The 24,502-nt window shown below is 43.0% G+C and carries 31 protein-coding genes; 10 read left to right on the top strand and 21 right to left on the bottom strand.

Features of this window, described 5'->3' with window-relative positions:
• Positions 1-95: 95 nt before the first annotated feature.
• Positions 96-1,190: a chorismate synthase gene (gene aroC, locus F6K49_RS11605; RefSeq protein ID WP_293019285.1), complete on the top strand. Its 1,095-nt coding sequence runs from the start codon at positions 96-98 to the stop codon at positions 1,188-1,190.
• A 7-nt stretch (positions 1,191-1,197) separates the two neighbouring features.
• Positions 1,198-2,049, top strand: coding sequence for an MBL fold metallo-hydrolase (locus F6K49_RS11600; protein ID WP_293096725.1), 852 nt, complete (start codon positions 1,198-1,200; stop codon positions 2,047-2,049).
• Here F6K49_RS11600 and F6K49_RS11595 read toward each other — a convergent pair.
• From F6K49_RS11595 to F6K49_RS11570, 6 genes are all read right to left on the bottom strand, one after another.
• Positions 2,036-2,182: a hypothetical protein gene (locus F6K49_RS11595; RefSeq protein ID WP_293069794.1), complete on the bottom strand. Its 147-nt coding sequence runs from the start codon at positions 2,180-2,182 to the stop codon at positions 2,036-2,038. The genes F6K49_RS11600 and F6K49_RS11595 overlap by 14 nt on opposite strands.
• Before the next feature lie 104 nt (positions 2,183-2,286).
• Positions 2,287-2,604 carry a hypothetical protein gene (locus tag F6K49_RS11590; RefSeq protein ID WP_293019280.1) on the bottom strand — a complete coding sequence of 106 codons (318 nt, stop codon included), beginning with the start codon at positions 2,602-2,604 and terminating at the stop codon, positions 2,287-2,289.
• 138 nt (positions 2,605-2,742) lie between these two features.
• Positions 2,743-3,699 (bottom strand): DMT family transporter, encoded by a 957-nt coding sequence (locus tag F6K49_RS11585; protein ID WP_293019279.1) that lies wholly within the window; start codon positions 3,697-3,699, stop codon positions 2,743-2,745.
• A gap of 446 nt (positions 3,700-4,145) precedes the next feature.
• Complete coding sequence (locus F6K49_RS11580) at positions 4,146-4,829, bottom strand: DUF3865 domain-containing protein (RefSeq protein ID WP_293096721.1); 684 nt, start codon at positions 4,827-4,829, stop codon at positions 4,146-4,148.
• Positions 4,830-5,014: 185 nt separating this feature from the next.
• Positions 5,015-5,971 (bottom strand): phosphodiester glycosidase family protein, encoded by a 957-nt coding sequence (locus F6K49_RS11575; RefSeq protein ID WP_293019277.1) that lies wholly within the window; start codon positions 5,969-5,971, stop codon positions 5,015-5,017.
• Positions 5,972-6,235: 264 nt separating this feature from the next.
• Positions 6,236-7,156: a phosphodiester glycosidase family protein gene (locus tag F6K49_RS11570; protein WP_293096718.1), complete on the bottom strand. Its 921-nt coding sequence runs from the start codon at positions 7,154-7,156 to the stop codon at positions 6,236-6,238.
• A 146-nt stretch (positions 7,157-7,302) separates the two neighbouring features.
• Here F6K49_RS11570 and F6K49_RS11565 point away from each other — a divergent pair, with 146 nt between their 5' ends.
• Positions 7,303-9,408 (top strand): TIGR00300 family protein, encoded by a 2,106-nt coding sequence (locus F6K49_RS11565; RefSeq protein WP_293019306.1) that lies wholly within the window; start codon positions 7,303-7,305, stop codon positions 9,406-9,408.
• Between the two features lie 98 nt (positions 9,409-9,506).
• Here F6K49_RS11565 and F6K49_RS11560 read toward each other — a convergent pair whose 3' ends face one another.
• Entirely contained in the window at positions 9,507-9,743 is a 237-nt protein-coding gene (locus F6K49_RS11560) for a hypothetical protein (RefSeq protein ID WP_293019275.1), read from the bottom strand.
• A gap of 517 nt (positions 9,744-10,260) precedes the next feature.
• Entirely contained in the window at positions 10,261-10,464 is a 204-nt protein-coding gene (locus tag F6K49_RS11555) for an NblA/ycf18 family protein (RefSeq protein WP_075903326.1), read from the bottom strand.
• Positions 10,465-11,016: 552 nt separating this feature from the next.
• Here F6K49_RS11555 and F6K49_RS11550 point away from each other — a divergent pair.
• Entirely contained in the window at positions 11,017-11,202 is a 186-nt protein-coding gene (locus F6K49_RS11550; RefSeq protein ID WP_293019273.1) for a DUF433 domain-containing protein, read from the top strand.
• 278 nt (positions 11,203-11,480) lie between these two features.
• On the opposite strand, the gene F6K49_RS11545 is transcribed toward F6K49_RS11550, so the two are convergent.
• On the bottom strand, positions 11,481-12,239 hold the full coding sequence (locus F6K49_RS11545; protein ID WP_293019272.1) for a methyltransferase domain-containing protein: 759 nt from the start codon (positions 12,237-12,239) through the stop codon (positions 11,481-11,483).
• A 394-nt stretch (positions 12,240-12,633) separates the two neighbouring features.
• Positions 12,634-14,409 carry an N-acetylmuramoyl-L-alanine amidase gene (locus F6K49_RS11540; RefSeq protein WP_293019271.1) on the bottom strand — a complete coding sequence of 592 codons (1,776 nt, stop codon included), beginning with the start codon at positions 14,407-14,409 and terminating at the stop codon, positions 12,634-12,636.
• Positions 14,410-14,638: 229 nt separating this feature from the next.
• On the opposite strand from F6K49_RS11540, the gene F6K49_RS11535 reads away from it, so the two are divergent.
• The 3 genes from F6K49_RS11535 (at position 14,639) to F6K49_RS11530 (ending at position 16,790) form a co-directional block, all read left to right on the top strand.
• Positions 14,639-14,785: a hypothetical protein gene (locus F6K49_RS11535; protein WP_293019270.1), complete on the top strand. Its 147-nt coding sequence runs from the start codon at positions 14,639-14,641 to the stop codon at positions 14,783-14,785.
• A gap of 81 nt (positions 14,786-14,866) precedes the next feature.
• Positions 14,867-15,001 carry a sodium-dependent bicarbonate transport family permease gene (locus F6K49_RS53320; protein ID WP_364305972.1) on the top strand — a complete coding sequence of 45 codons (135 nt, stop codon included), beginning with the start codon at positions 14,867-14,869 and terminating at the stop codon, positions 14,999-15,001.
• A 46-nt stretch (positions 15,002-15,047) separates the two neighbouring features.
• On the top strand, positions 15,048-16,790 hold the full coding sequence (locus F6K49_RS11530) for a SulP family inorganic anion transporter (RefSeq protein ID WP_293019269.1): 1,743 nt from the start codon (positions 15,048-15,050) through the stop codon (positions 16,788-16,790).
• Between the two features lie 148 nt (positions 16,791-16,938).
• Here F6K49_RS11530 and F6K49_RS11525 read toward each other — a convergent pair whose 3' ends face one another.
• Positions 16,939-17,484 carry a pyridoxamine 5'-phosphate oxidase family protein gene (locus F6K49_RS11525; RefSeq protein ID WP_293019268.1) on the bottom strand — a complete coding sequence of 182 codons (546 nt, stop codon included), beginning with the start codon at positions 17,482-17,484 and terminating at the stop codon, positions 16,939-16,941.
• Positions 17,485-17,508: 24 nt separating this feature from the next.
• Positions 17,509-17,655 carry a hypothetical protein gene (locus F6K49_RS11520; protein WP_293019267.1) on the bottom strand — a complete coding sequence of 49 codons (147 nt, stop codon included), beginning with the start codon at positions 17,653-17,655 and terminating at the stop codon, positions 17,509-17,511.
• Positions 17,656-18,006: 351 nt separating this feature from the next.
• Between F6K49_RS11520 and F6K49_RS11515 the strand changes: the two genes are divergently transcribed.
• Entirely contained in the window at positions 18,007-19,230 is a 1,224-nt protein-coding gene (locus tag F6K49_RS11515; protein ID WP_293019266.1) for a chromate transporter, read from the top strand.
• On the opposite strand, the gene F6K49_RS11510 is transcribed toward F6K49_RS11515, so the two are convergent.
• The 8 genes from F6K49_RS11510 to F6K49_RS11475 form a co-directional block, all read right to left on the bottom strand.
• A complete protein-coding gene (locus F6K49_RS11510) occupies positions 19,204-19,401 on the bottom strand; it encodes a hypothetical protein (protein ID WP_293019265.1) in 198 nt (65 codons plus the stop codon). The genes F6K49_RS11515 and F6K49_RS11510 overlap by 27 nt on opposite strands.
• An 89-nt stretch (positions 19,402-19,490) precedes the next feature.
• Positions 19,491-20,099, bottom strand: a complete 609-nt coding sequence (locus F6K49_RS11505; protein WP_293019263.1) for a hypothetical protein — start codon at positions 20,097-20,099, stop codon at positions 19,491-19,493.
• Between the two features lie 54 nt (positions 20,100-20,153).
• Positions 20,154-20,618, bottom strand: a complete 465-nt coding sequence (locus tag F6K49_RS11500; protein ID WP_293019261.1) for a DUF4365 domain-containing protein — start codon at positions 20,616-20,618, stop codon at positions 20,154-20,156.
• Complete coding sequence (locus F6K49_RS11495) at positions 20,618-21,115, bottom strand: DUF4365 domain-containing protein (protein WP_293019259.1); 498 nt, start codon at positions 21,113-21,115, stop codon at positions 20,618-20,620. The genes F6K49_RS11500 and F6K49_RS11495 overlap by 1 nt, the downstream gene beginning before the upstream one ends.
• Before the next feature lie 243 nt (positions 21,116-21,358).
• Positions 21,359-21,490 (bottom strand): hypothetical protein, encoded by a 132-nt coding sequence (locus F6K49_RS11490; protein ID WP_293019258.1) that lies wholly within the window; start codon positions 21,488-21,490, stop codon positions 21,359-21,361.
• Positions 21,483-21,626 (bottom strand): hypothetical protein, encoded by a 144-nt coding sequence (locus F6K49_RS11485; RefSeq protein WP_293019256.1) that lies wholly within the window; start codon positions 21,624-21,626, stop codon positions 21,483-21,485. Before F6K49_RS11485 ends, F6K49_RS11490 begins: the two co-directional genes overlap by 8 nt.
• 226 nt (positions 21,627-21,852) lie before the next feature.
• On the bottom strand, positions 21,853-22,026 hold the full coding sequence (locus tag F6K49_RS11480) for a hypothetical protein (RefSeq protein WP_293019254.1): 174 nt from the start codon (positions 22,024-22,026) through the stop codon (positions 21,853-21,855).
• 37 nt (positions 22,027-22,063) lie between these two features.
• The gene (locus tag F6K49_RS11475; RefSeq protein WP_293019253.1) at positions 22,064-22,480 is read right to left on the bottom strand and encodes a helix-turn-helix domain-containing protein; all 417 of its coding nucleotides are present in this window, start codon (positions 22,478-22,480) and stop codon (positions 22,064-22,066) included.
• Positions 22,481-22,947: 467 nt separating this feature from the next.
• On the opposite strand from F6K49_RS11475, the gene F6K49_RS11470 reads away from it, so the two are divergent.
• Together F6K49_RS11470 and F6K49_RS11465 are read left to right on the top strand one after the other, a co-directional pair.
• On the top strand, positions 22,948-23,367 hold the full coding sequence (locus F6K49_RS11470; protein ID WP_293019251.1) for a DUF29 domain-containing protein: 420 nt from the start codon (positions 22,948-22,950) through the stop codon (positions 23,365-23,367).
• Positions 23,368-23,509: 142 nt separating this feature from the next.
• Complete coding sequence (locus F6K49_RS11465) at positions 23,510-23,707, top strand: hypothetical protein (protein WP_293019249.1); 198 nt, start codon at positions 23,510-23,512, stop codon at positions 23,705-23,707.
• Here F6K49_RS11465 and F6K49_RS11460 read toward each other — a convergent pair.
• Positions 23,650-24,273 (bottom strand): glutathione S-transferase family protein, encoded by a 624-nt coding sequence (locus F6K49_RS11460; RefSeq protein WP_293019248.1) that lies wholly within the window; start codon positions 24,271-24,273, stop codon positions 23,650-23,652. The genes F6K49_RS11465 and F6K49_RS11460 overlap by 58 nt on opposite strands.
• Positions 24,274-24,502 lie beyond the last annotated feature (229 nt).

Below are 24,502 nucleotides of genomic sequence, written 5' to 3'. Positions count from 1 at the left end.
CCATAAGCACCTCAAGTAGCCTGTGCATAAGCTGATAGCTGATAGCTGATAGCTTAAGTAAGTACTACCATTAGAGGACTAATAGAGCACTAACTATGGGCAATACCTTTGGACATCTGTTTCGAATCACTACATTTGGAGAATCCCACGGGGGTGGGGTTGGGGTAGTCATTGATGGCTGTCCACCGCGATTGGAAATTTCTGCGGCAGAAATTCAGGTAGAACTAGACCGCAGGCGTCCAGGTCAGAGTAAGATTACTACTCCTCGTAAAGAAACTGATACCTGTGAAATTGTTTCGGGACTATTTGAGGGCAAAACCCTGGGCACACCAATTATGATTATGGTGCGCAATAAAGACACTAGGCCCCAAGACTATAGCGAGATGCAAAAGACCTATCGGCCTTCCCATGCTGATGCTACCTATGATGCTAAGTATGGCATTCGGAACTGGCAGGGAGGAGGACGTTCTTCAGCCCGGGAAACTATCGGGCGAGTGGCAGCGGGTGCGATCGCAAAAAAAATTCTCCAGCAAGCTGCTGGTGTAGAAATCATTGGCTACGTCAAGCGTATCAAAACCTTAGAAGGTATCGTAGACTCCAACACCGTTACTCAAGACCAGGTAGAAAGTAATATTGTTCGTTGCCCTGATTCAGAATGTGCTGAACGGATGATTGAACTGATTGAAGAAACTGGACGTAGCGGTGATTCCGTTGGGGGTGTAGTAGAATGTGTGGCTCGCCATATACCCAAAGGCTTGGGAGAGCCAGTCTTTGATAAGCTAGAAGCGGATTTAGCCAAAGGGGTGATGTCCCTACCAGCTAGTAAAGGTTTCGAGATTGGCTCTGGCTTTGGGGGCACTCTACTTACCGGCAGTGAGCATAATGATGAATTTTACACAGACGAAACCGGTGCAGTGCGCACTGTTACAAATCGCTCCGGTGGCATTCAAGGTGGCATTAGTAATGGCGAGACTATTATTATTAGAGTAGCGTTTAAACCCACTGCTACCATCCGCAAAGAACAACGTACTGTCACCACTACTGGTGAAGAAACCATTCTAGCTGCTAAAGGACGTCACGACCCTTGTGTTTTACCCAGGGCCGTACCTATGGTAGAAGCAATGGTTGCTTTGGTATTGTGCGATCACCTGTTGCGTCATCAGGGTCAGTGCGGTACTTTGAAGCATTAACTTACCAATGAAGATAAGCACTTCCTCCGAGTTTTCGGTTAAATTTTGGGGAGTCCGAGGCAGTATACCTAGCCCTGGACAGGACACAATTCAATATGGCGGCAATACGTCTTGTGTAGAGATGCAAGTGGCTGGGTTACGCCTGATTTTCGATGGTGGTACTGGCTTGCGGTTGCTGGGAAAAAGCCTTAAGCAGCAGTTACCCATTGAAGCTTATTGGTTTTTTACTCACTACCACTGGGATCATATTCAAGGCGTGCCATTTTTCATTCCAGTCTTTGTGGAAGGGAACATTTTACATATTTATGGCGCAGCTCCCCCCGGGGAGTGCATGGAGAAACACTTCAAGGAGCGGGTCTTACACTTGAATGCTCCAGTTCCTACTAACAAAGTCAAGGCAGATTTGAAGTTCTATGACTTAGAAGCAGGTCATAACACTATCACCATAAAAGATATTACCATAGAAACTGCTCCTTTAAATCATCCTAATGGTGCTATTGGCTATCGCGTAACCTGGCAAGGGCATTCCGTGTGCTACTGCACCGATACAGAACATTTTCCCGACCGCCTTGATCAAAATGTGGTGTATCTAGCCCGTGATGCTGATATGTTAATCTACGATGCTATGTATACCGATGAAGAATACCACAACCCCAAATCTCCCAAAGTAAGTTGGGGACATTCCACCTGGCAGGAAGGGGTGAAGCTCGCAGAAGCTGCTGGTGTTAAGAAACTGGCTATCTTCCACCACGAACCCAATCACTGTGATGATTTTCTCGACAACCTAGCAGTGGAAGTCAAAGAAGTGTTTGATCGCGCGTTTATAGTCAAAGAAGGGATGATTGTTAGGGTAAAGTAATGGTGAAGGGTGTAGGTTGAAGGTTGAAGGTTGAAGGTTGAAGGTTGAAGGTTGAAGGTTGAAGGTTGAAGGTTTTTCGCCTTTGGCCTTCGGTGAAGGGTAGGTTGTTTCGGTAGCGTGGCCGAAAAGCCAAGGTTGAGTGTTGATAATATGTTTATAGTCAACATTATTATTGATGATTAGACCTCTCCCCACCTAAATTCTTAACCCTTCACCCTGCGTCGATACCCTGTGATCTCAATCCAAGTCCAGACTTTCCAACTCCGACTGGAAGTCTGCTACAAAGGCTTCAGTATCATCCAGTTTCATATCGTTCAAAGCTTCCCACTCTGCATCGGTATAGTTGGCATCGCTCCCAATGACATCCATGGTCCAAGAGTAAATGTTGCTAGGATCTTCGAGAAGTTCTACAGCAAATTCACGGGCACTTTTGCTGATACTCGGATCTGCCTTAGCTGCTAAACAAAGGTTTAACAGTTTACCCAAAGATGTATCTGGGGTTACTGACAGTAATAAAGTCATGGTGTCTTCCAGGAGCTTTTTTTTGTCTACCATGCTTGAGTACTCGTGACAGTTAATTTCCGAGTAAAATATTATAGTAATTTGGTGGAAAGTTGTTGATCATAATAAACATTTTTTTTGTTTTATTTATGCTATCTTAACTCTCTGTCAATTTTCACTGTTGAACCTTCACTAAGTAGGTGATTTGTATTCACTAGATAGTGCCAAATAGATGCCACCCAAAACAACTCCAAAAGCAATCCAGTTAAAAAGACTCAATTGTTCGTAGAAGAGTATCCAGGCACCGATAGCTGCTAGGACCGGTTCTAATAACAAAAAAACAGCAACAAATCCTGAGGAAAAGTGATCGAGGCTATATACCAGCAGCCATTGACCCAAGATCTGACAGACTAAAGCAAAGCAAAGAATAGCACTCCATCCCTGCCAGGAATAGGGAAACAGGTTATCTCCACTCAGTAGGGCGATAGGTAGGCTAAACACGGTAGCGATCGCAGAACTCCAAAACAAGATGGTGGTTGCTTTAAGCCTGGTTTGGAGTCTTTCGAGAATCAATAGATAGACAGCAAAAGTGATTGAAGCCAGTATGGCAGCAATATCCCCCTCTACTTTGCCAGTGGTGATTTGCCAGTCTTCTAGTCCAATTGCGATCGCTCCTGCCATGGCGAGGCTCATTCCCATCAGGAATTTGCTTTCAAAGCCTCTTTTCCATACCAGCCATCCCCCTAAAATGGTAAACACTGGCGTGAGATTAGCCAGTAGAGTTGCGTTGGCGACGCTGGTTTGAGTTAATGACCAAGCCCAGATGATGATGTCAGCAGAGAAAAAAATCCCGACTCCTAGCAATCCGCCCCACACCCAACCTGAGTCAGGCAAATAATCTTGTGTTATCGGTTTATCAAGAGAAATTCGGCAGCGTAACCCTTGGAGTCCTTTCCACAGACCCAAGAGTGTGGTACTAATCCAGAAGCGATTAAATGCTGTAGCGCTCGCAGAGATTTCACGCTCACTGAATCGGATGAAGATTGGTGTTGAAGATAGAAATATTAAAGCGAAAAATAAAGCAGCGATCGCCATGATCATTAGGGTTTGGGAAAACTGCTCTTCTGTTGACTCGAACTGATCTGTCATGTAGTTATATTATGTCCATTAAATTACCCATAATTAATAGTGTCTTTGCTAGTGGGTAGTGGGTAGTGGGTAGTGGGTGATAGCTTCTAAGGAAGCTAACTACTGTAAGGAAACGCCACTGTTTCCGGGTACATCTCAATGCCTAAAATTAGGCAAAAATTATAATCAAAAGAGATAACTTCTTTTTCTGGGGTTATTTATTTATCTGCGATGATTAACGCCTGCACCAAATACCTTATTAGCTATAGTTTAAATCCATAACAGTTTATGTAGCAGAGAATAATCACCTATTCTCTGCTTTATCCATAACTTAACTCTCGTTTTTAGGCTCTACCTAGAAGTGTCTGATCGGAGGCTTTGCCTGATAACGATGGAAACGACTTGCGAGTGGAATTCCCTATTTTAAAATAGGACAATCAGTCGATCATATTGAATTAATTGATTAATTAATTGTTAGCTATAACTGCCTGTTTTAGATTATTCCACCAGGTATCCATTGCTGCTATAGAATCAGAGAAACCCTCATGGATTTCACTTAAGTTTAAACTATGTTGTTCGTAGTGGTTAATAAAGGTACCCAGACCATCTTTATGTTCCTGTTCTACTCCATTGAGATGAAGATCGAAGAAGTATGTCAATTTTTCTGAGGGTTGACAGTTCTCCTGAGACGTTGAGTACAAATCGGTTAGATTGCGAACTAGCTCTAACTCTGGAATAGCACCTGCCTCAGTTGCATAAAAAACACCACAGATTTTACTCGCAGAGCCTGACTTACAAAGGTCAAGCATAGTTTCCAGGAAACCCTTAGTTTCTACTGAGAGCACATACTCATCCACCTTAAATTGGAATGACTCTCGAAGCCCATCGGTATAGATAGCAAAATGGGACTCTTCACCAGAAGCTCCACTTTCTTCATCAGAGTTTCGCTGTAATTCCACAGATATGGCAGGAGCAGATTGAGAATTATCAGAAGCTACAGACAGGAGCATAGGATTGTGCCGGGAAAATCCACTATGCTCTTTGATATAGTATTCTAACCTTTCGGGAGGACACTCAGGTAAAGTTAAGTTAGTCCGTATCCTTTGAAAAAGTGACTGAACTTCTTGATCAAGTAAATCTGTATTAAGCATTACTGTAATTTAATCCGATTGCCTTGATTAGAATACCACAAGCAATTGACTATATACCAATTCTAAGTTATTCAAAAAATCTGTAAATATTAAAATCATTGCTGGGCAATGGTTATGGGGATTCGGCTAAGCCGAGGCTATCACGTTCGCTTCGGCCACTACATTTCACGAATCATTTAGCACTGCTATAGAGCAACTATCATTAACAAAAGATATAGTAGTTGTAAATTGGGTGAGATACTTTCGTCCTGGATTAATGGGAGGTTGTTCAACACATCTATCGGTAAAGCATAGATGCCCAAATGGTTAGCAATTGCCCGTTGGCGCGTAGGAATACGGGTCTGAATCGGTGAATTTAATACTCTTAGCTTATTTGTATTATTTGCTACTACCAGAGTGGTGGAACCACCCCCATCCAAATTGATGGCGCTATCGGCTCCTAATTCTTGAATAATACTAGTTAATTCAGCCAAAGTAACCCCTTCACTGTAAAAGCGCTGGCGACCATCAACAATAATTAACCACAAAGTTTTGCCTGATTTATCAATAGCCACAGCAGTGCGGGGATACAATAGTTTTTCATCTGTACTATCTCCCAATACTGCTGGCTTCCCTTCCTTTAGTAAAATTTCTCTACCCGCCAATCCCTCAGATGTGCCTAGAGGGCAACGGTTTTGATAGATTTGAACTTGGAGAAGCTTTGAAATACACAGCACTGAATAATTTTTTGATTTTGGAGGAGCATAGGATTTTCCATCAGAGATAACTTGCCCTTCTACTTTGACCGGATCACCAGATTTAGGATAGGAGTTAGGTGGATACTCCCGAAAAGGATAAAAGAAACTACCGTTGATAGCTAATTGTAAGTTAAACTCCCGCACAAATTCCGAAGTAGTCCGGGCAGCAAATTCGTTTTTATTGATGGTATTTCCTGGTGTTACTAATAGTTTAATTCCTGGTGCGGTTAGGTCTATGGTAACAGTATGTACTATGAGCGGACGGGGTGATTTGCGAGCATCTCTTTGATAAAAAATGCCTGGTAAAAGTTGTTGCTGCTTGTCGGTGGGAAGCGGACGCTTGAGCAGCAATCCGCAATAGATCAAAAGTGGCACGCTCACAATACTGATGCTGGTGATAACCATAATTCGCTTAAGTCTAGTTATATTTAATTTTTTCATGCTCTAAGCTATACCAAAGGGAACAGGGAACAGGGAACAGGGAACAAAAATTATCACAATTCATTTAGGATTGGTATATTGTGCATTTAAACTGTATTATATTAATGGGGTTTATTAACTACTATATTTTGGTATAAAATAGCTATAAAAATCATCAATTAATGGTGATATTTTTTTCCCTACTCCCTACTCCCTACTCCCTACTCCCTACTCCCTATTCCCTATTCCCTACTCCCTATTCTCTACCGGTAAAGCATAGATACCCAGATGGTTAGCAACTGGACGTTGGCGCGTAGGAATACGAGTCTGAATCGGTGAATTTAATACCCGTAACTTAGTCTTATTTGCTATTACGAGAGTGCTGGAACCACCCCCATCCAAATTGATGGCGCTATCGGCTCCTAATTCTTGAATAATAGTAGTCAACTCAGCCAAACTAACTCCTTCGCTGTAAAATTGCTGGCGACCATCAACAATAATTAACCACAAAGTTTTGCCTGATTTATCAATAGCTACAGCAGTGCGGGGAGAGAATAGGTTCTCACCTCCACGACCTCCCAATACTGCTGGCTTTCCTTCTTTTAGTAAAATTTCTCTACCGGCTAGTCCCTCCGATGTGCCTGGAGGACAACGGCTTTGATAAATTTGAGCATAAATTTCAGCTTGGAGAAACTTTGAAATACAAAGCACTGAAGAAGTAGATTTTGGAGGCGCATAGGATTTCCCATCAGAGATAACTTGGCCTTGTACTTTGACCGGATCACCACTGTTAGGATAGGAATTCGGTGGATACTGCCGAAAAGGATAAAAGAAACTACCATTAATAGCTAATTGTAACTTAAACTCCCGCACAAATTCCGAGGTAGTCCGGGCAGCAAATTCGTTTTTATCGACTTTATTTCCTGGTGTTACTAACAGTTTAATTCCTGGTGCGCTTAGGTCTATGGTAACAGTATGTACCATCAGCGGACGGGGGGATTTCCGAGCATCTCTTTGATATACGATGCCTTGGAACAGTTGTTGCTGCTTGTCGGTGGGAAGCGGACGCTTGACCAGCAATCCGCCATAGATCAACAGTGGCACGCTCACAATACTGATGCTGGTGGTAAGCAGAATTCGCTTCAGTCTAGTTATAAATATTTTTTTCATGGTATAATAATAAGTTTATGGATAAAATCTTTAAGATTAATCCACCAACTTAACTTACCCCCCTGTCAATGGCAAATTGTCGTGACATTGGTGTGATTGCTGACTTACCTTGGTCGTGTAGGTATCTACCAGATCAGAAATCGACTATGACAGAATCAATTCGCTTCCTCATGTGTCCCCCTGACCACTACGATGTGGATTATGTGATTAATCCCTGGATGGAGGGAAATATTCACAAGTCATCGAGGGATCGCGCTGTAGAACAGTGGCAAAAACTGCACTATGTCATCAAAGAGCATGCCCTAGTCGATTTAGTTTCTCCTCAATCCGGTTGGCCAGATATGGTATTTGCAGCCAATGCCGGATTAGTCTTGGGCAAGAATGTAGTGCTTAGCCGCTTCCTCCACAAAGAGCGCCAGGGAGAAGAACCTTATTTCAAGCAATGGTTTAATGACAATGGCTACACTGTCTATGAACTTCCTCAAGACTTACCCTTTGAAGGAGCTGGGGATGCTCTGCTAGACCGGGAAGGGCGTTGGCTGTGGGCTGGCTATGGCTTCCGCTCAGAACTTGATTCCCATCCATACCTTGCTAAATGGCTAGATATTGAAGTTGTGTCCCTGCGCCTAATGGATCAACGTTTCTATCACTTGGACACTTGCTTCTGTCCCCTGAGTGGTGGCTATTTACTCTACTATCCCCCAGCATTTGATGCCTATTCCAACCGCTTAATCGAAATGCGGGTAGCACCGGAAAAACGAATCGCCATAGAGGAAGCTGATGCAGTGAACTTTGCTTGCAATGCGGTCAATATTGATCAACTTGTAGTGATGAACAAAGTTAGCGATCGCTTGAAAGATCGGCTCGGTCAAGCTGGGTTTGAGGTGATTGAAACCCCCTTGACGGAATTTCTCAAAGCTGGTGGTGCTGCTAAATGCCTAACCTTACGGGTAACTGAACCAGTCCGCAGTGAAATCCATGGCAATCAACCGGTTGAAAGTCGCATTATTCGTTTGGAAGGTCATTTGCTTGATTCTGGTATCATCAGCCGTGCCTTGGATTTAATTGTAGGAGGTGGGGGTAGCTTCCAGGTACTTAACTTCGACCTAGGAACACAGCGGCAAAGCACCTCTAATGCTGAACTGAAAGTCTCTGCACCAGATCATGAGGTGATGGCAGAGATTATGACTAAGCTGATTGATCTAGGAGCTGTCACTCCTGCCCAAGAGGTGTGTGATGCTAACTTGGAACCTGTTACTCAAGCAGGGGTTGCTCCTGATGACTTTTATGTTACTACCATTTATCCGACGGAAGTACGGGTAAATTGTGAGTGGGTGAAGGTACAACATCAACGCATGGATGGTGCGATCGCAATAACTGAAACCCCAGACGGTGTAATCGCTCGTTGTAAAGTGCTGCGGGATTTGGAAGTTGGAGAGCAGGTGATCGTGGGAGTAGAAGGAATCCGCACGGTGCGCAAAACTCAATCCCGTGAACAACGCAATCAGCAAGAATTTAGTTTTATGGCATCTGGGGTCTCTAGTGAGCGCCGGGTAGAATTAGTAGTCGAACAAATTGCTTGGGAGCTGCGCCAAATTCGGGACCAAGGGGGCAGAGTTGTAGTGACAGCAGGACCTGTGGTAATTCACACTGGCGGTAGTGAACATTTATCCAGTTTGATTCGACTTGGGTATGTTCAGGCGCTGTTAGGGGGAAATGCGATCGCAGTTCATGACATCGAGCAATCCCTGATGGGAACCTCTTTGGGTGTGGATATGAAACGAGGAGTAGTTGTCCATGGTGGACACCGACACCATCTCAAGGTAATCAATACTATCCGTCGCTGCGGTAGTATTGCCCAAGCTGTAGAACAGGGTGTATTAACTAAAGGGGTGATGTATGAATGCGTCCGCAATAACGTACCATTTGTCCTAGCTGGTTCCATCCGAGATGATGGTCCTCTGCCAGATACCCAGATGGATTTGATTAAAGCACAGCAAGACTATGCCAAGTTATTGGAAGGGACAGATATGATCTTGATGCTGTCTACTATGCTCCATTCTATTGGCGTCGGCAATATGACTCCAGCCGGAGTGAAGATGGTCTGTGTGGATATTAACCCCGCCGTAGTGACAAAATTAAGCGATCGCGGTTCAGTAGAATCGGTTGGTGTTGTTACTGATGTCGGTTTATTCCTTAGCTTGTTAGTGCAACAGTTAGATAAGTTAACCAGTCCTTATCTAGTCAAGTAATTAGTTTAACTGTTGAAGAATTAAGAATTAAGAATTAAGAATTAAGAATTCTACATTCTACATTCTACATTCTTAATTCTTCATTTATTACTAAATTATTAACTTGCTTTATAATCCATATTTTCATTGTCACTAGGAACCAAAACCCAGTCTGAGAGTCTTAGTTTCTGATAGGTTGCCCAGCCTTTAGAACCGCCAGGTACTGGATAATCTGGGACAGCATATTGGGGAAAAGCTGTGTACGGACGCCAAGCCTCATAAGGGGAAGTCCGCAAGTGCAACATTTTTGGTTCATTGCTACCAAAGCTCGATAACCAGCACATTTGTTTTACCATGGGATACTCCTTGATTGTGAATTAAAGCTAGAGAGCCTTGGTTAACTGACCATTTGAACAGTAAGTAGGTGAGAAATAACCCTGAATTGCTGATTTACTGAATTCATAGATAATTTAGCAATTCAGTCATGTTAAATGTATCTCTAGCTACCTACTTGATGCACTTAATAATGTTATTATGTCTCAGTCGCCTTGACTCTAACTGCTGTGTTTATTGTTTCTTCAGTAATTTAGCTGTGGATTCCGGATAATTGGGTTAAGCTAATCAGAATTTAATTGGCAAATTTACCGTATGAGGCAAAAGTAAGCATTTAGCGGTCAGCGGTCAGCGGTCAGCGGTCAGCGGTCAGCCGTCAGCTATCATGCTTAACATAAACCCAGGGTAGCTGCGCCGATTCGCAATAAATTAAACGAATGTTTACCTATGCAAGCTGATAGCTGATAGCTGATAGCTGATAGCACCTCAAGTAGCGTGCGCATAGCGCATAAGCTTACTTTCATCCCTTGCTCCCTGAGCTTACTCACTCCAAGGTGGAGGATTTCCGATTAAACTGTGCTTAACGAAATTCCTGAAATGAATTTCACGAATTGACATCTGTCTATAGAGCTCGCACAGAAGATTCTTTGCTTGTTCAAGGTCGAGATTTTGAATTTGCGTCTCAAAAACTTTAAGATTGAACTCCTGTTCTAGGGAAAATTCTATTGGTTGATGTTTTTCCATGATGATCTGACTCCTATAAATTTCCAGAAATTAGGGATTGGTTAGACCCCTCAACTCACGTTAATTACGAGTGGGTAACTTGACGCCTTAATTACTTATCACCTTGAGTTGGGATTTTTCTGCAAGGATTACTGTAAATAGGCTTTATACTAGTTATGATGGCAAAGTTTACGAGACTTTACAGTACCCTTGCGGGTACTTTGTATCCCACCCACACCTATCCTTAAGTATCACATCGGTAAAGCAACCAGAAAACGCGATTGACCGTAGGTCACGCTTTAGGCTTTGCCTACGCTGCGCGAACGCGAACGCGCTTCAGGGGATATCGAGAGAAGCCTGAGCACTGTCTTGATGCAAAGCGCGAGTGGGGGAAACCCCCTTTGGCCGACTGCATCCCTAAACCTCCAAGTAACGTAAGTAAAAATACTTAGCGGTAATCGATACTTTCAGAATAATTGGCAGACAAGAGCAGAATGCCTCAGTATTGATCTCAGTTTTTTGTTTCAGTTGTTTCAGTTATATGATCTCAATACATATATTCAAGGTAAATTGATGCCAGTTATAGAAGCTAAGACTTATATAGAATATCGGGACAATGGTTACTGGATTGCAGGCACACGAATTTCTCTAGACTCCGTTGTATATACTTTCCGCAACGGATTATCACCAGAAAGTATTGTTCAATCCTTCCCACTGTCAACCTTGAACAGGTTTACGGAGCGATCGCGTTCTACTTAGCTAATCGTGAGCAGATTGATACTTACCTCGCTTTGGAAGAGGAAGAGTTTGATGCCATGCCTCAACCATTACAAATCTCTGATCCGTCTTTGTATAACAAACTTATCTCACGATTATCCAAAAAACAGAGGCTGGGAGCATGAGCGTCTGGGTCTTTTAGTTTTTCCGTAAGCATATGCGCTACGCGCACGCTGCGCGAACAGCAGTCAGCGGTCAGCCGTGAGCCAAGGCCAATGGCCTTGGCCATTGGCTGATAGCAGCTGAATGATTACTGATAGTTAGGTTTTGTTAAAAAAACTATCAGTAAACTGTCGCAACCCGAAATACCATTTAACGACCGGGTCCTTTAAGTAAGGTTGTAGAAGTCTCATCTTCGTAGATTCTTCGTAGTATGCACTCGATGCAGCAGATTCAGAGGCAAGCAAACGGTCAATTACTTCTAGTATTTCTGGGGCTTGAGAATGCTCTGCCTGGAGATAATCGATAATATTGTAACGATACCAAGGAGCTACATTAGGTATTTGTCTAAGTTTCTCGCGAATACGATCCGCGACGACAAAATTATGCTTAGTGAATAAACGGTGCCAGTAATCTCTGGAATGAAGATTGATATGTCCATGGCCGCTCTGACTAGGAACTGCTGCTGAAAATACCACGATTGGCGCAACACTAGTCATCCAGCTGATTAGTATTGGAGATGTTTCAGGTTCTAGGTGTTCAGCAACTTCCAGAGAAATAGCAAGATCGAAATTCTGGTTGGAGAAACGATTAGCAATGGCTACTTCGTCATTTAGATCAAGTTTGTGAAATTCAATAGATGATTCTGAGAAATCAGGTTCCGAATAACCATCTACAGCTGTTACCTCTACACCCAATCTGGCCAGCTCTCTAGTAAGATGCCCAGGACCACACCCAAATTCTGCCACACGTTTTGGTTGATAAGTTTTAACGATTGTTGACGCTATAGCTTGATAATTGGTATCGAATATTTCACTAGTAAAATATTCTGAATTGTAATCAAATGCAGCCTGAGTCATAGAATTTATTTCAAAGTTATACGTGAGGTGAAACCGAGACATATCTTACATCAAACAAGTGATACTAGATAGCTCTGAAAATGGTTTTGAATTTACAGGCACTCAGTTGAGAAATTAAACAAGTTAGGGTAGCCCATATATCTATCAAGCAAATTGGCGAAGTTTATTTTACCATCAAAGCCAAAAGTCTTGAGTCCAGTAATAAAAGTTTACATTGTTATCCTATCGTTGTTGTCAACGGATGCAGTCGGCCAAAGGAGGTTTCCCTGATGAGCAACTACCAGTGCGGTCTTGGGGGTTTCCACGCCAGTCGCTCATCTGACTCCCCATCTCCCCATCTCCCCATCTCCCCTCTGTTTCCCTATTCCCTGTTACCTATTCAACAAAGCTTGCATTACTCCACAGTAGCTATCCATTCAGTAATCCCATCTGCGATCGCATTAGCCAATTGCCTTTGTTCTCGGGGATTGCTAATCCATTCAAACTCTACCGGATTAATCATAAATCCCAATTCCAATAGCACCGAAGGAGCTTTGTGAGGACGGGTTAGGGCGAGATTATTCCAAAATACTCCGTAGGATGGACGCCGGAGCTTTTGGACTAAATAATTATGCAAAAACACTGATAAATCGTGGGCTTGGGTATGATACCAAAACATTCCGATCCCAGCAGTATTAATAGCATCACCATAATCTGGTAGCGCATTGTAATGGATAGAAAGGGCAATCGTTGGTTCTAGTTCGTGAATCATATCCATCCGGTCTCGTAATGACACATCCTTGTCAGTTTCCCGTGTCATATATACCGTTGCTCCCCGTTGTACCAATTCCTTTTGCAACAGTTTCGAGACTACTAAATTAACATCCTTTTCTGGATACCCATTCGGTCCACTCGCTCCTGTTTCGGCTCCCCCATGTCCGGGATCGAGCAGTATCTTAATTCCTGCTAACCGCTGAGTCGATAGACCCAGTATTCCTCTACTGCTCAAGTTTGGTGGATGTCTCAAAGACAGAATGAGAGTAGTGCCTTCATACCTCAAGTCATACCCCCACTGCTGCTCAGATTTGAGTCTAAAATTATACTGCACCCGGTCTGGAGTCACTTGGTACCAGTCTAGGCGCTTAATCACTGGGTCATCATTTAGGAAAATTGTATCCGTTTGAGCGGTTAGATTATGTAGCGTTAGGGTAAAGGTTTTATCGGACTGCTGCACACTCACTGGTACTGGTATCTCTAGGGGAAAGAGAATTTCTGTTGCTCCAGGTACCTGTCGGGAGGTGATACTGCGAATAATAGACTTCGGCGGAGTTGCACCAGAAATTACCTTGGTTTCCTTCTGGCGAATCCAAGCACCATAATCAAGACGTAACCAGTCTCCTTGTTTACCAGTAACTGCTGCTCTAGTTCCCTTTGGTAAAGGCGTTAAGCGAGAATAGTTAGTACTCGGTCCAGTGCGGGCAACCCCAGCCTCTTCTATTACCTCTATTACCTCTAAGCGGTTAGGAGATAAAATTTCCACTGTACCTGTACCCCGCTGACTGACTCTCTCGCCATTGAGATTTAGTTGAAACACAGGGTTGCCAAAATTACCAGCTTGTGAAATTTCGGCACATCCCTGGTAGTTATTAATAGCTGCACGAGGTGTAGGTTGGTTTTGACCAGTCAATACGGCAAAATTAGACGGAAGTTGGACATCTTGGGATTGAGGGAGTAAGGAAATCCGTTGATTGCCCAGGGTCACAGAAACCCTAGCACGAGGGGATGCGATCGCACCAAAACAAATCTGTTCTCCAGGTAATCTAGCAATATCTGCTGCTGGGGTCAGGGAATCTTTGGCAAATCCCAAACCTTGTGGTAACTGTGGTTCAGTAGACAGCCGGGTTACGGTAACTTGAATTTCCTGGTTTAGATAGCGCAAGGTAAACCGATTTTCTCCCAGCTGCAAAGGGAAACTAGGAGCAAAATTCCCACTTTGGCTACGGGGGATAGGTTTACCATTGACCAACACCTCTGAAGTAGGGGCTGCAGTACCAATCAAGAAAATTTTCTCTGCAGTAGTTTTATGCTCACGGGGGGGATAGGCCAGGAAAAGGGGTTGCTCAGCCGAAACAGGTAAAACAGGTAATGTAATCACAGAAGCTAGTATTGCCCAACTCAGGATTTTTTGCATGCTTTCTCGTCAACAGCAGGATAGGTTACCAGTCAATAGCCCAATCTTACCAGCACTATCGCAATCTGATTTAGCCTGAGCTCGATATCAGCAACTATTGTCCCATTGAGTCGTGTCTAGCTAATCGTAGGGTGGGCAGTGCGTACCAAAGCACTTTGCAAGCTTCATTATCTGTCTGATGCACTGCCCACCCTACATGAACTGTCTAATCTCTAGTCTCTAATCTCTAGTGAGAGTAATTGATTTTCCCGGAATTTTTAACCAGAATTTGCGAAATAATCCACCAATCCTTCTGTGTACTCCCACTAACCTTGCTCAATTATTCTTTGGGGAGATGATAGTCAATGGTGCTAGGCATCCCTGGATTGAATGGTAAACTTTACCCATTAACCAAGAATTTCAACAGTTTCACCTCCAACAGTGTAAAATTCTAGTGTAAAATTCTAAGGCATCTTATATAGCAATTCTTACTGCGATACACTTAAGTGTTGCCCAGGTAAATTCCGGTTTCTATATTTGGATGGCTCTAACCCTAACATTTTCCTATAGCATTATTGTAGGAATTCCAAGTTATATGGAAAGAATCAATTAGATGTGGGCCTAGAGCAAGTATTATTCTTTCACTAAATTACCCACTCATGCAATTTGTGAATGGTTTACATTTCCGTAATTTGCGCGGTGATGTCTTTGGTGGTCTGACTGCTGCAATTGTTGCACTACCATTAGCCCTAGCCTTTGGAGTATCCTCCGGTGCTGGGGCAATTCATGGTCTTTACGGCGCTATTTTTGTTGGTCTGTTTGCCGCTCTGTTTGGCGGTACTCCCTCTCAGATTTCTGGTCCCACTGGCCCGATGACCGTAGTGATGACAACGGTGTTTACGGCGCTAGTTGCTAAAAACCCAGAGAATGGTCTAGCGATGGCATTTACTGTTGTCATGCTAGGGGGGATATTTCAAATCTTATTTGGGGTGTTGCGGCTGGGTAAATACATTACCTTAATGCCCTACACAGTTATATCTGGCTTTATGTCAGGGATTGGTGTGATCATTCTGTTGTTACAGATTGGTCCATTTTTCGGGCATCCTAGTTCTGGGAATGTGGTGGAATCTGTCAGCAATTTTCCTACCTTTGTCGCTAATCCCCATTTTGCCGCTACCGGTCTAGCAATCCTGACTCTGGTGATTATGTTTGGATCACCTAGGAAGCTGAGTCGATTAATTCCATCCCCCTTGCTAGCACTGATAGTCTGTACGTTGATATCGGTTGTCTTTTTCCCAGACCTGCCAGACAGCGAGCTCAGACGGATTGGAGACATCCCCACAGGCTTACCCAAGCTATATTTGCCAGTCTTTAAGTTCAGCCAAATCAAAGACATGCTTGGCTATGGTCTAATGTTAGCCACCTTGGGAGCTATCGACTCTCTGTTAACGTCCATGGTTGCTGATAATATTACCCGTACCCAGCACGACTCTGACCGGGAATTAATTGGTCAGGGTATCGGTAATACGATTGCTGGCTTGTTTGGTGGGCTCCCTGGTGCTGGTGCTACCATGCGGACGGTAATCAATGTTAAGGCTGGTGGTCAAACCCCCCTTTCAGGCATGATTCATGCCCTAGTGCTGCTGGTGATTGTTGTGGGGGCGGGAAGCCTCACTGAAAGTATTCCCCATGCTGTCCTGGCGGGCATCTTGATTAAAGTAGGAATCGATATTATTGACTGGAGCTTCCTCAAACGAGCCCATCAAGTCTCCCTCAAGGCAGCAGCATTAATGTATTTAGTGTTATTCATGACTGTATTTGTTGACCTAATTACAGCCGTTGCCGTTGGGGTGTTCATTGCCAACCTGTTGACTGTCAAAAACCTCAGTGAGCTACAAATTAATCAAATCAAGGAAATTACTGCTCCTGATGATGGTGAAAAGAGTTTGAGCTATGAAGAAAAACAACTTCTGAAACAGGCTCGTGGTCGAATTTTCCTATTCCGTCTCGGCGGACCAATGAGCTTTGGTGCAGCCAAGGGTATCTCTCAGCGGATGGGGATGGTAGAAAAGTATGATGTCCTGATTTTAGATCTCAGCGATGTTCCCTTGTTGGGAGTGACCGCTTCTTTAGCGATAGAGACTATGGTTAAGGAGGCTCGTGACAAACGTCGTGATGTGTTTATCGTAGGTGCGACTGGTAGGGTTAATCAAAGGCTGGAAAAGTTGAAAATCCTGCAACTATTACCAGAAAGAAACCGAGTTAGCGATCGCATCGAGGCATTAGAGCAAGCAACTGCCTTGATTACGGGAGAGCAATCACATATCAATAGTGCTTTAGCCCAGGAAAATCCCATAGAGGTCAATAGCGCTGCCGCTAGTCTAGACCAAACTAAAAAATAAGTTGGTTTGGTTGTTTGTCAGAATGGTGAAGGCAGAATTAATAATGTAGAATGTAGAATGTAGAATGTAAAATTAATAATGTAGAATGCAGAATGTAGAATGTATAATTCTTAATTCTTAATTCTTAATTCTTAATTCACCATTCTGGTTAATCTTCTAAAAGATTAGTCGGTAACCCATCTATACTCTCAATATTTTTGGCTTGCCAATAGTCGTGAATTCCCTGTTTTCCCTTCTTATTCGCCCACTTGAGCAGAGTTTCCCTCTCTCCTTTTAAGTCATACAAAGGTACACCATAACCACAGGAGGTTTGGGCAGATTCTACATTTAATACAATAATCTGTCTTTCCCCTGGTAGGCTATTGAATAGGGAGTAGACTGTTTCCCATTCCTTATCCCTAGGTCGAATTACCTGACCATGACCATAAAGGCGGAGAATTAATGGCTTTTCAGTGAAGCTACAAAACATAATTGTCATTCTGCCATTTTCCAGCAAATGAGCAGATGTCTCGTTACCGCTACCGGTTAAATCTAGATAAGCCACTGTTTTACTATCAATACACCGAAAGGTGTTAATACCTTTGGGGGATAGGTTAATACGACCTTGATGGGGGGCTGTGGCTGTAAAAAATATTTTTTGCTCCTCAATAAACTCTCTTAAATCTTGATTGATTTCTGAGTAAAACTTAGCCATAGATTACACCAGATTACTCTAGGACTATTGTACCATAAAAATAACCAAAATAATAGCAAAGGAAGTAGGGAGTAGGGAGTAGGGAGTAGGGAGTCGGGAGTCGGGAGTAGGGAATAGGGAGTAGGGAGTAGGGAGTAGGGAGTAGGGAGTAGGGAGTAGGGAATAGGGCATCAAAAATTATTAAAATTCCTACACGAATTGCTCAATAACCAATACAATAACCTCAAAAAACACGTTCGCGTAGCGTGGCCTACGGCCAATCGCGTAGCGGCTCTGAAAGAGCATCGCAGTTATCTGATAGCTGATAGCTGTAAGATAACTGCTGAACTATCTATAATAAGTTATCTGCAAATAACTATAAATTAAATTTTATTACCCCGATTCCCGATTCCCGATTCCCGACTCCCGACTACCGACTCCCGACTCCCGATTCCCGATTCCCGACTCCCGACTCCCTATTCCCTATTCCCTGTTCCCTCTTCCCTTTGGTATATTAACCTTGACACCGTTGGAGTCAAACCAGTGTCTAACGAAATAGAAGATATTCAGCCTGACCAGCACAACAGTTCTGAAGCTCAACTCTCCCCACAAGAACAGGGGCAACGACTCAAAGAATTAGCGCTAGTCTTTTTTAAATTGGGGACAATTGCCTTTGGTGGCCCAGCTGCTCACATTGCCATGATGGATGATGAAGTAGTGAAGCGACGACAGTGGATGAGTCATGAGAATCTGCTGGATCTACTGGGCGTTACCAATCTTCTTCCAGGCCCTAACTCTACAGAATTAGCGATTCACATCGGTTATGAGCGAGCAGGATGGCGAGGACTGTTTGTTGCTGGTTCTTGTTTTATCTTGCCAGCAATGGTGATTGTCTGGATAATGGCAGCAATTTATGCCCGTTACCAGAGTGTGCCCCAGGTAGAGTGGCTCCTCTATGGTATCAAACCAGTTATCATCGCTATTGTTTTACAAGCGTTATGGAAGTTGGGGAAAAAAGCAGCAAAAGATATTCCCACTACAGTAGCAGGAGTTGCAGCTACTATCGCTTTCTTCTTAGGTACCCATGAAATTCTCTTACTGCTGTTGGTGGGAGCTGCGGTAATGCTAGTCAAAACCCTGTGGCGTAGAGGAAATAACATCACAGGTGCTTTACTTGTGCCTTTCTCTAGTCTTTTAGCCCAGACCGGTGTACCATCCGCCGCTTCTATATCTTCTGCTAGTGTCTTCCTATTCTTCCTAAAAATTGGCTCCGTTCTATATGGTAGTGGTTATGTGCTGCTGGCGTTTCTACAGCAAGATTTAGTAGAGCGCCACCAATGGCTTACTTCCCAACAACTGCTTGATGCGATCGCAATCGGTCAAGTCACTCCCGGTCCTGTGTTTACCACTGCTACCTTCATTGGCTATCTCCTGAATGGTAATGTTGGCGCAATCGCTGCCACCGTTGGAATCTTCTTGCCTGCCTTTGTGTTAGTCGGAATCCTCAATCCTTGGGTGCCCAAGCTACGCCAATCCCCCTGGGCAAGTGGATTCCTCGACGGTGTTAATGCCGCTTCCTTAGGACTGATGACAGGAGTAACTTATATTTTAGCACGTACTGCTTTAGTGGATTGGTTAACCGTTATGGTGGCAATAACTAGTGCGGTGCTGGTATTTCGCTTTAAGGTAAATTCCCTATGGTTAGTGTTAATCGGCGGAATTATAGGATTAGTTTCACAATTATCCCGGTTTTCGATTGGGTTTTAGGGAATCAAGAATCGGGAATCGGGAATCGGGAATCGGGAATCGGGAATCGGGAATCGGGAATCGGGAATCGGGAATCGGGAATCGGGAATCGGGAGAATGAGGTAGACGAATTTTTTCTATTTTCCCTGTTCCCTTTGCTAAAGTAGTATATTTTACCCTAATGAGGTACACAGAATTTTTACCTTCTTCCCTGTTACCTTTTACGTGTTACCTGCTCCCTGCTCCCTGCTCCCTGCTCCCTGCTCCCTTTCCTAATAGTATTAGGCTTCTCCTTTAACCATGTTCACTAGAATCCCAATAATTTTATTAATATCACTAATATAATAGCTATCATTATCTATATAAGCAACATTTTTTTCAAGCTTAACAAATCTCCATTCATCTCCTGTTGTTACTGCACCATATACACAGGATAACTCATGACTTGCTTCTTGATTAAAAAGTTGAGCAGCATGCATTTCCGCAATACATTGACCTAAGCCAGAAATAATATTTTCATTCTTAGCTTCAACTATGGTAATTACCGGTAACTCTAAATATAACTGCTCTTCTGAACCGCTAATGATATAATCGCAAAATCCAGTTAAGCCTTTTTCCTTATCTACATTAAAATCAATCCCTGAGAATAGACTAATTTTTTGATCATAGGATTTTTCTTTAACTTCCAGTAAAATATTAATAATGATGAGTTCTGATCTAGCTTTTTCCGTATTAATGGCTAACGCTAAAGGAACATTTCTTTTTAAGGTCTGTGCGAGATAATCACTGATTTTAATTTCTTCACTATTGGAAAATAGTGACTGATCCTCCACAGTCTGGATATTGAAGTCAAGCTTGACTTTCTTGAGAGTAAAGTCACTGTATGCCACGTAAGTCTCCTGATTTTGAGCCTAAGAATAAGGCGCTCGGGTGCATGGGTGTTGTTATGCGGCGGATTGGTGCTTTCGATTATACCAAGCATTTACGTCTGCGATTATCTGGCTAACCTGCTCCTGATCCAGGGAACGCCATTGATTGTTTTCAAGAGTATAAAGGCTCTGGTTGGATTCACTTGGATACTTCAACCATCGGTAATAGCCCCTGTCATCGTCCATAGTGAAAAACAATACACATACCGGGAAGGGCAAATCTTGAAAGTACTTCTTTTCTTGGTCAGACAAAACTAATGAAGCTTCTTGCTGTATGTCGTTGAAAGCTTTGTCTCGACCTTTGATGTGAACACCAAAAACCCTTCCTGTCGGTAATTTATCCTGTAGTATTGTTACCAACATATCTAGCCCATAATCAGCTTTCATCCTTTCCACAACTAGATCGTGGCTACGTGTCAAGTATACTATTGCCAGATGTTCAGCACGCTCACCAATGAAATAATCTAAATCTCGCTTCATTACTGCCTCCACTTCGGATCACAAAAGGCTGACCGGAATGCTGGGTAGGTGGGAGAAGTCCAGTAGGCTACCACCTCATCCCATAGTAGCGCTAATGCATCTGGATTGAGAGGATAGTCAGTACATAGACTTGAAAGTCCTGTTTGACATTCCCCATTAGCTGACACAATGTAACCTCGCTCTCTTGATTCATCGATACCAACAATATAGGTTGGAGCAGGGTAAGCAGCAAGACGCTTGATATCAGTGGCTGTAACTTGAACTTTTAGCCGATGCTCTTTTACAGTGTAACCCTCATATGTTGACTTAACTTGCACAAAGAAAAAAGGTATCAAAGACTCATCATGAAAGAGTTCTACATAAAAGTCTATAGTCCGCTTCTTTTCCCCAAGAAATCGTGGATGATCGAATAGGTAACCGCGCGTTGGATGCTTACGTGTTATGATAACTATAAAAATAGATTCGCCTCGTTGTCCAATAACTTCTCTTTTGTCCACTAATCGTTGGCATCAGAATACTTCCCTAAAAGTATAACTCCAGAGCGTTTCTAAATTAAATGTAAACCTAGGAGATATTTTTTTACTTCCAATAACACTTCGTACATAATAAACAAGGGATCTAGCAAGTCGCTATGAATTTGCTATACAACCTATTGCGATGAAAAACACTCACCATGCCAAGAAGACAGAATTGTTGATTAGCCGAAATTTCGATTGGTTTTCAGCTTAGTTATTCAGCTATCAGCCATTGGCGGTAGCTTCTTTCAATACAATTTGATACTCAGCTCTGAGTTCAGCACGATTGGTCTTAATGTAGGCCAGAGCAGCATTAATTTGTTCCTCGGTAAAGTTGAATCGTCGAGCATTACCCATTGGAGTTAGGTTGCTCCGATTCCAACAGTTGAGCGAGTTGATTAGCGGCTTGATGAGAGTTAAGGGGCGACCAAACTGGATAGGTAGCTCCTGGTTCTAAGGTAGGTTCCTCTTTCCTAGCTAGCTCTGCTACCAAGAACTTGGATAACTTTTAGTTTGTCTGCACGGTTTAAATCTCTCAAAGTAGGAAATAACTCCACTACTGTCATAGGAAATAGAGAAATGCTTAACTTGTTCAATTCTCTCACACTCCTTTAAATTGGAGCATACTTTTCTACAATTGATAGCGAGTAATTTGTTATGGTAGGGTTTAACGACTGACTTACAACAAACCTAATTTTTGAAGTCGAGAGCGAATTGCACTAAGTTGTCTTTGGAACTTGGTTGGGATTGACCTTGGCCAAAAGGCCACGCTTCCGCGCTTGTGCGATCGCATTAGTTGGTTGCTGCTGAGCAAAACGATTCGGCTTTGCCTTGTGATAGTCAAACTGGTACTCAGGTAGCATCTCATCATCAAAGTCTGGTGTTTTGTTCATAAATCCGATGCTGAAAGTCGTCCTTCAAGTAGCCAAATCAGCTGACCTTAAAATCAGAAATCGTCTCAATCCACACCCTAGCCCCACAATGTAAAGGATCATCTGGACGATACATCACCCGACAGGGGCCATTAACTTCTACCGTATGACCATAAATATTTTTAGAACCCCGTTTGACCGTTATCACAGGGTTGCGCTCCCCGCTCTTGAGATTTTGGCGAATTACCTTCTGATTAACGTGAATCACAGCCTTAGTGTACTCCGTGCGCTTTGACCAATTCCGCTTCGGTCCGCGAGTACCAGGGGTGACCACCGGCATACCGTCAAACAGAGGAATCACCCAAGTTCTACCCACCTTATAAGCCCCCTTCACTCTGCCCTTGCTCAGCAGGAAACGGACACGAGTGGCAGAAACACCTAGTAATTCAGCAGCTTGGGCGGTAGAAATCATCATGGCGGTAAAACCATTGCTTTAACGATACTGTTATTTTAACACAAGTTCTCAGAAGATGCAAGGGGTTAGAAAAACTATTGCATTCACACTATCTATTAGAGTGTGGTAAGGGTGTAAAACACTTAAAGCGTGGAAAGTGTGGTAGATATGGGGCGGTGGCGTGGCAGATGGGAAGATTGTTATTAAGGGTTATCATCCAGACATCAGATCAGTTCAGTGGTTAAAAAAAACTATTGCACTGACGCACTAATGGGTTATAGCAATCCCAAATTATCTGTACCTCATAGCTATGAGAAACGCTATAATAGTAAGTATTCAGCTGTCAGCTGTCAGCTTTGTGGCACAGGCCACAAGCGCTGTGACTTTACTCATAGCTATGAGAATTGCTATATAGTAATTTAGTTTAATGTACGGATACTTAAAAACCTCCGTGATTCTTACAAAAACTATAAAATAATGAACAAATAATGAGTAATAGTGACTTGTATAATCAGGATTTTGTTCTGTGGACTGATCTAACTTGTCAGCAACTTAAAACAAGAAACTTTGATGAGTTGGACATAGAGAATTTAATTGAGGAAATAGCCACCTTGGGGCGAACAGATAAACGAGAGATTCAGAGCCGACTTAAGGTTTTAATGGAACACTTGCTTAAAAGGCAGTACGTGAATTCAGAGCCTGATTATCGAGGTTGGGAAAAAACGATCAATGAGCAGAGAGAACAGATTAATCTTTTGTTGTCTGAATCTCCCAGTCTCAAGCCTTATCTTGAATCGGTCTTTTCCGATTGCTACAGATATCCACTCTTTGTGGTTAGCAAGGATTATCCATCTACTTGCTTCCCCCAGGATTGTCCTTTTACCTCTGATATTCTAGATCAAGATTAATCTTGTGGCATAACTACCACCAATTACTACTTTTGTCTATCGATATAGCGTTCCTCGCACTTATGAGGTACAGTATTCTTTCACCCCTTTGGGTAATTAAAAATTAAAAATTAAAACTTCAAAATAAAGAAAAGAAGAAACTTTGAATTGGAGCGTTCGCGTTTGGCCTACGGCCACGCTACGCGATCGCACCAAATACAACTACTCCCTACTCCCTATTCCCTGTTCCCTGTTCCCTATCTCCCGACTCCCGACTCCCGACTCCCGATTCCCGATTCCCAATTACCGATTACCAATAGTTTCTTTAAAAGCTGGACGTTCAGACAAACGCATCAGATAATCAGCAACAGCTGGATACTCTTTAAAATCAAAATTTACCAGTATTTTGGCATAAGCCAAATAAGACCCTACTGCAATATCCGCCACACTAAAGTTATCCCCTAACAAAAATGTTTTATCCGTTAATAGCTCATTTAGTGGCTTCAATAAACTGGGCGCTTCTTTCTCCCGTCTATCTTCCAAAAACAATCCTGGTCCTAAGGTAGCATTAGCAAACAACACCCACTGCACAATCTCTGATTGTTCTTCCAGAGAACTAGGGGTTTCTCCATACTTATTAGCTAAGTAAACCAAAATCGCTCCCGACTCCCAAAGTTTAAAGTCCCCATCCACAATTGCTGGCACTTTACCCATCGGATTAATCGACAGGTATTCCGGCTGTTTATGCTCTCCAGCTTTCATATCCAGCAAGATATACTCATAGGGCACTCCCAACTCCTCAAGATACCACTGCACAATCGCAGCTCGGCTCCGAAGACCACTATAAAGTTTTAGTTGTGGAGACGATTGACTGACTTGAAAATTTTCTTGACTACTGAATTCTGACTCTTGAGTAGGATAAGACATTGTTCTAGATCTAGATTCGTTTACCTTAGGAGTATTACAGCTGTTTTCAGATGAATCGACTTCACTACCTTTAGCTGCAAGCCCCCTAAATCCCCCAATTATGATACCGCTGGCGAAATTAATATTTGTTTAGACATAGGTCAACCGGTCGGCCCAAGAGCAGCAAAACGAGAACATCGGGTAGCTGCAAATGGAACTCCCTGCCACCAATTAACCAAACGCACAATAT

The organism is Moorena sp. SIO3I6, from assembly GCF_010672095.1.
Note: the sequence above shows the minus strand (reverse complement) of the source record. Positions and strands in the feature narration are given on the sequence as shown.

Coding starts and splice junctions, on each gene's coding strand:
- F6K49_RS11600 (WP_293096725.1), top strand. CDS start 1,198: ATGAAGATAAGCACTTCCTCCGAGTTTTCGGTTAAATTTTGGGGAGTC.
- F6K49_RS11565 (WP_293019306.1), top strand. CDS start 7,303: ATGACAGAATCAATTCGCTTCCTCATGTGTCCCCCTGACCACTACGAT.
- F6K49_RS11490 (WP_293019258.1), bottom strand. CDS start 21,490: ATGGGTAATGCTCGACGATTCAACTTTACCGAGGAACAAATTAATGCT.
- F6K49_RS11585 (WP_293019279.1), bottom strand. CDS start 3,699: ATGACAGATCAGTTCGAGTCAACAGAAGAGCAGTTTTCCCAAACCCTA.
- F6K49_RS11560 (WP_293019275.1), bottom strand. CDS start 9,743: ATGGTAAAACAAATGTGCTGGTTATCGAGCTTTGGTAGCAATGAACCA.
- F6K49_RS11460 (WP_293019248.1), bottom strand. CDS start 24,273: ATGTCTTATCCTACTCAAGAGTCAGAATTCAGTAGTCAAGAAAATTTT.
- F6K49_RS11520 (WP_293019267.1), bottom strand. CDS start 17,655: ATGCCCTATTCCCTACTCCCTACTCCCTACTCCCTACTCCCTACTCCC.
- F6K49_RS11500 (WP_293019261.1), bottom strand. CDS start 20,618: ATGAAGCGAGATTTAGATTATTTCATTGGTGAGCGTGCTGAACATCTG.
- F6K49_RS11570 (WP_293096718.1), bottom strand. CDS start 7,156: ATGAAAAAAATATTTATAACTAGACTGAAGCGAATTCTGCTTACCACC.
- F6K49_RS11480 (WP_293019254.1), bottom strand. CDS start 22,026: ATGAACAAAACACCAGACTTTGATGATGAGATGCTACCTGAGTACCAG.
- F6K49_RS11530 (WP_293019269.1), top strand. CDS start 15,048: ATGCAATTTGTGAATGGTTTACATTTCCGTAATTTGCGCGGTGATGTC.
- F6K49_RS11575 (WP_293019277.1), bottom strand. CDS start 5,971: ATGGTTATCACCAGCATCAGTATTGTGAGCGTGCCACTTTTGATCTAT.
- F6K49_RS11545 (WP_293019272.1), bottom strand. CDS start 12,239: ATGACTCAGGCTGCATTTGATTACAATTCAGAATATTTTACTAGTGAA.
- F6K49_RS11470 (WP_293019251.1), top strand. CDS start 22,948: ATGAGTAATAGTGACTTGTATAATCAGGATTTTGTTCTGTGGACTGAT.
- F6K49_RS11555 (WP_075903326.1), bottom strand. CDS start 10,464: ATGGAAAAACATCAACCAATAGAATTTTCCCTAGAACAGGAGTTCAAT.
- F6K49_RS11580 (WP_293096721.1), bottom strand. CDS start 4,829: ATGCTTAATACAGATTTACTTGATCAAGAAGTTCAGTCACTTTTTCAA.
- aroC (WP_293019285.1), top strand. CDS start 96: ATGGGCAATACCTTTGGACATCTGTTTCGAATCACTACATTTGGAGAA.
- F6K49_RS11590 (WP_293019280.1), bottom strand. CDS start 2,604: ATGGTAGACAAAAAAAAGCTCCTGGAAGACACCATGACTTTATTACTG.
- F6K49_RS11540 (WP_293019271.1), bottom strand. CDS start 14,409: ATGCAAAAAATCCTGAGTTGGGCAATACTAGCTTCTGTGATTACATTA.
- F6K49_RS11525 (WP_293019268.1), bottom strand. CDS start 17,484: ATGGCTAAGTTTTACTCAGAAATCAATCAAGATTTAAGAGAGTTTATT.
- F6K49_RS11550 (WP_293019273.1), top strand. CDS start 11,017: ATGCCAGTTATAGAAGCTAAGACTTATATAGAATATCGGGACAATGGT.
- F6K49_RS11475 (WP_293019253.1), bottom strand. CDS start 22,480: ATGATGATTTCTACCGCCCAAGCTGCTGAATTACTAGGTGTTTCTGCC.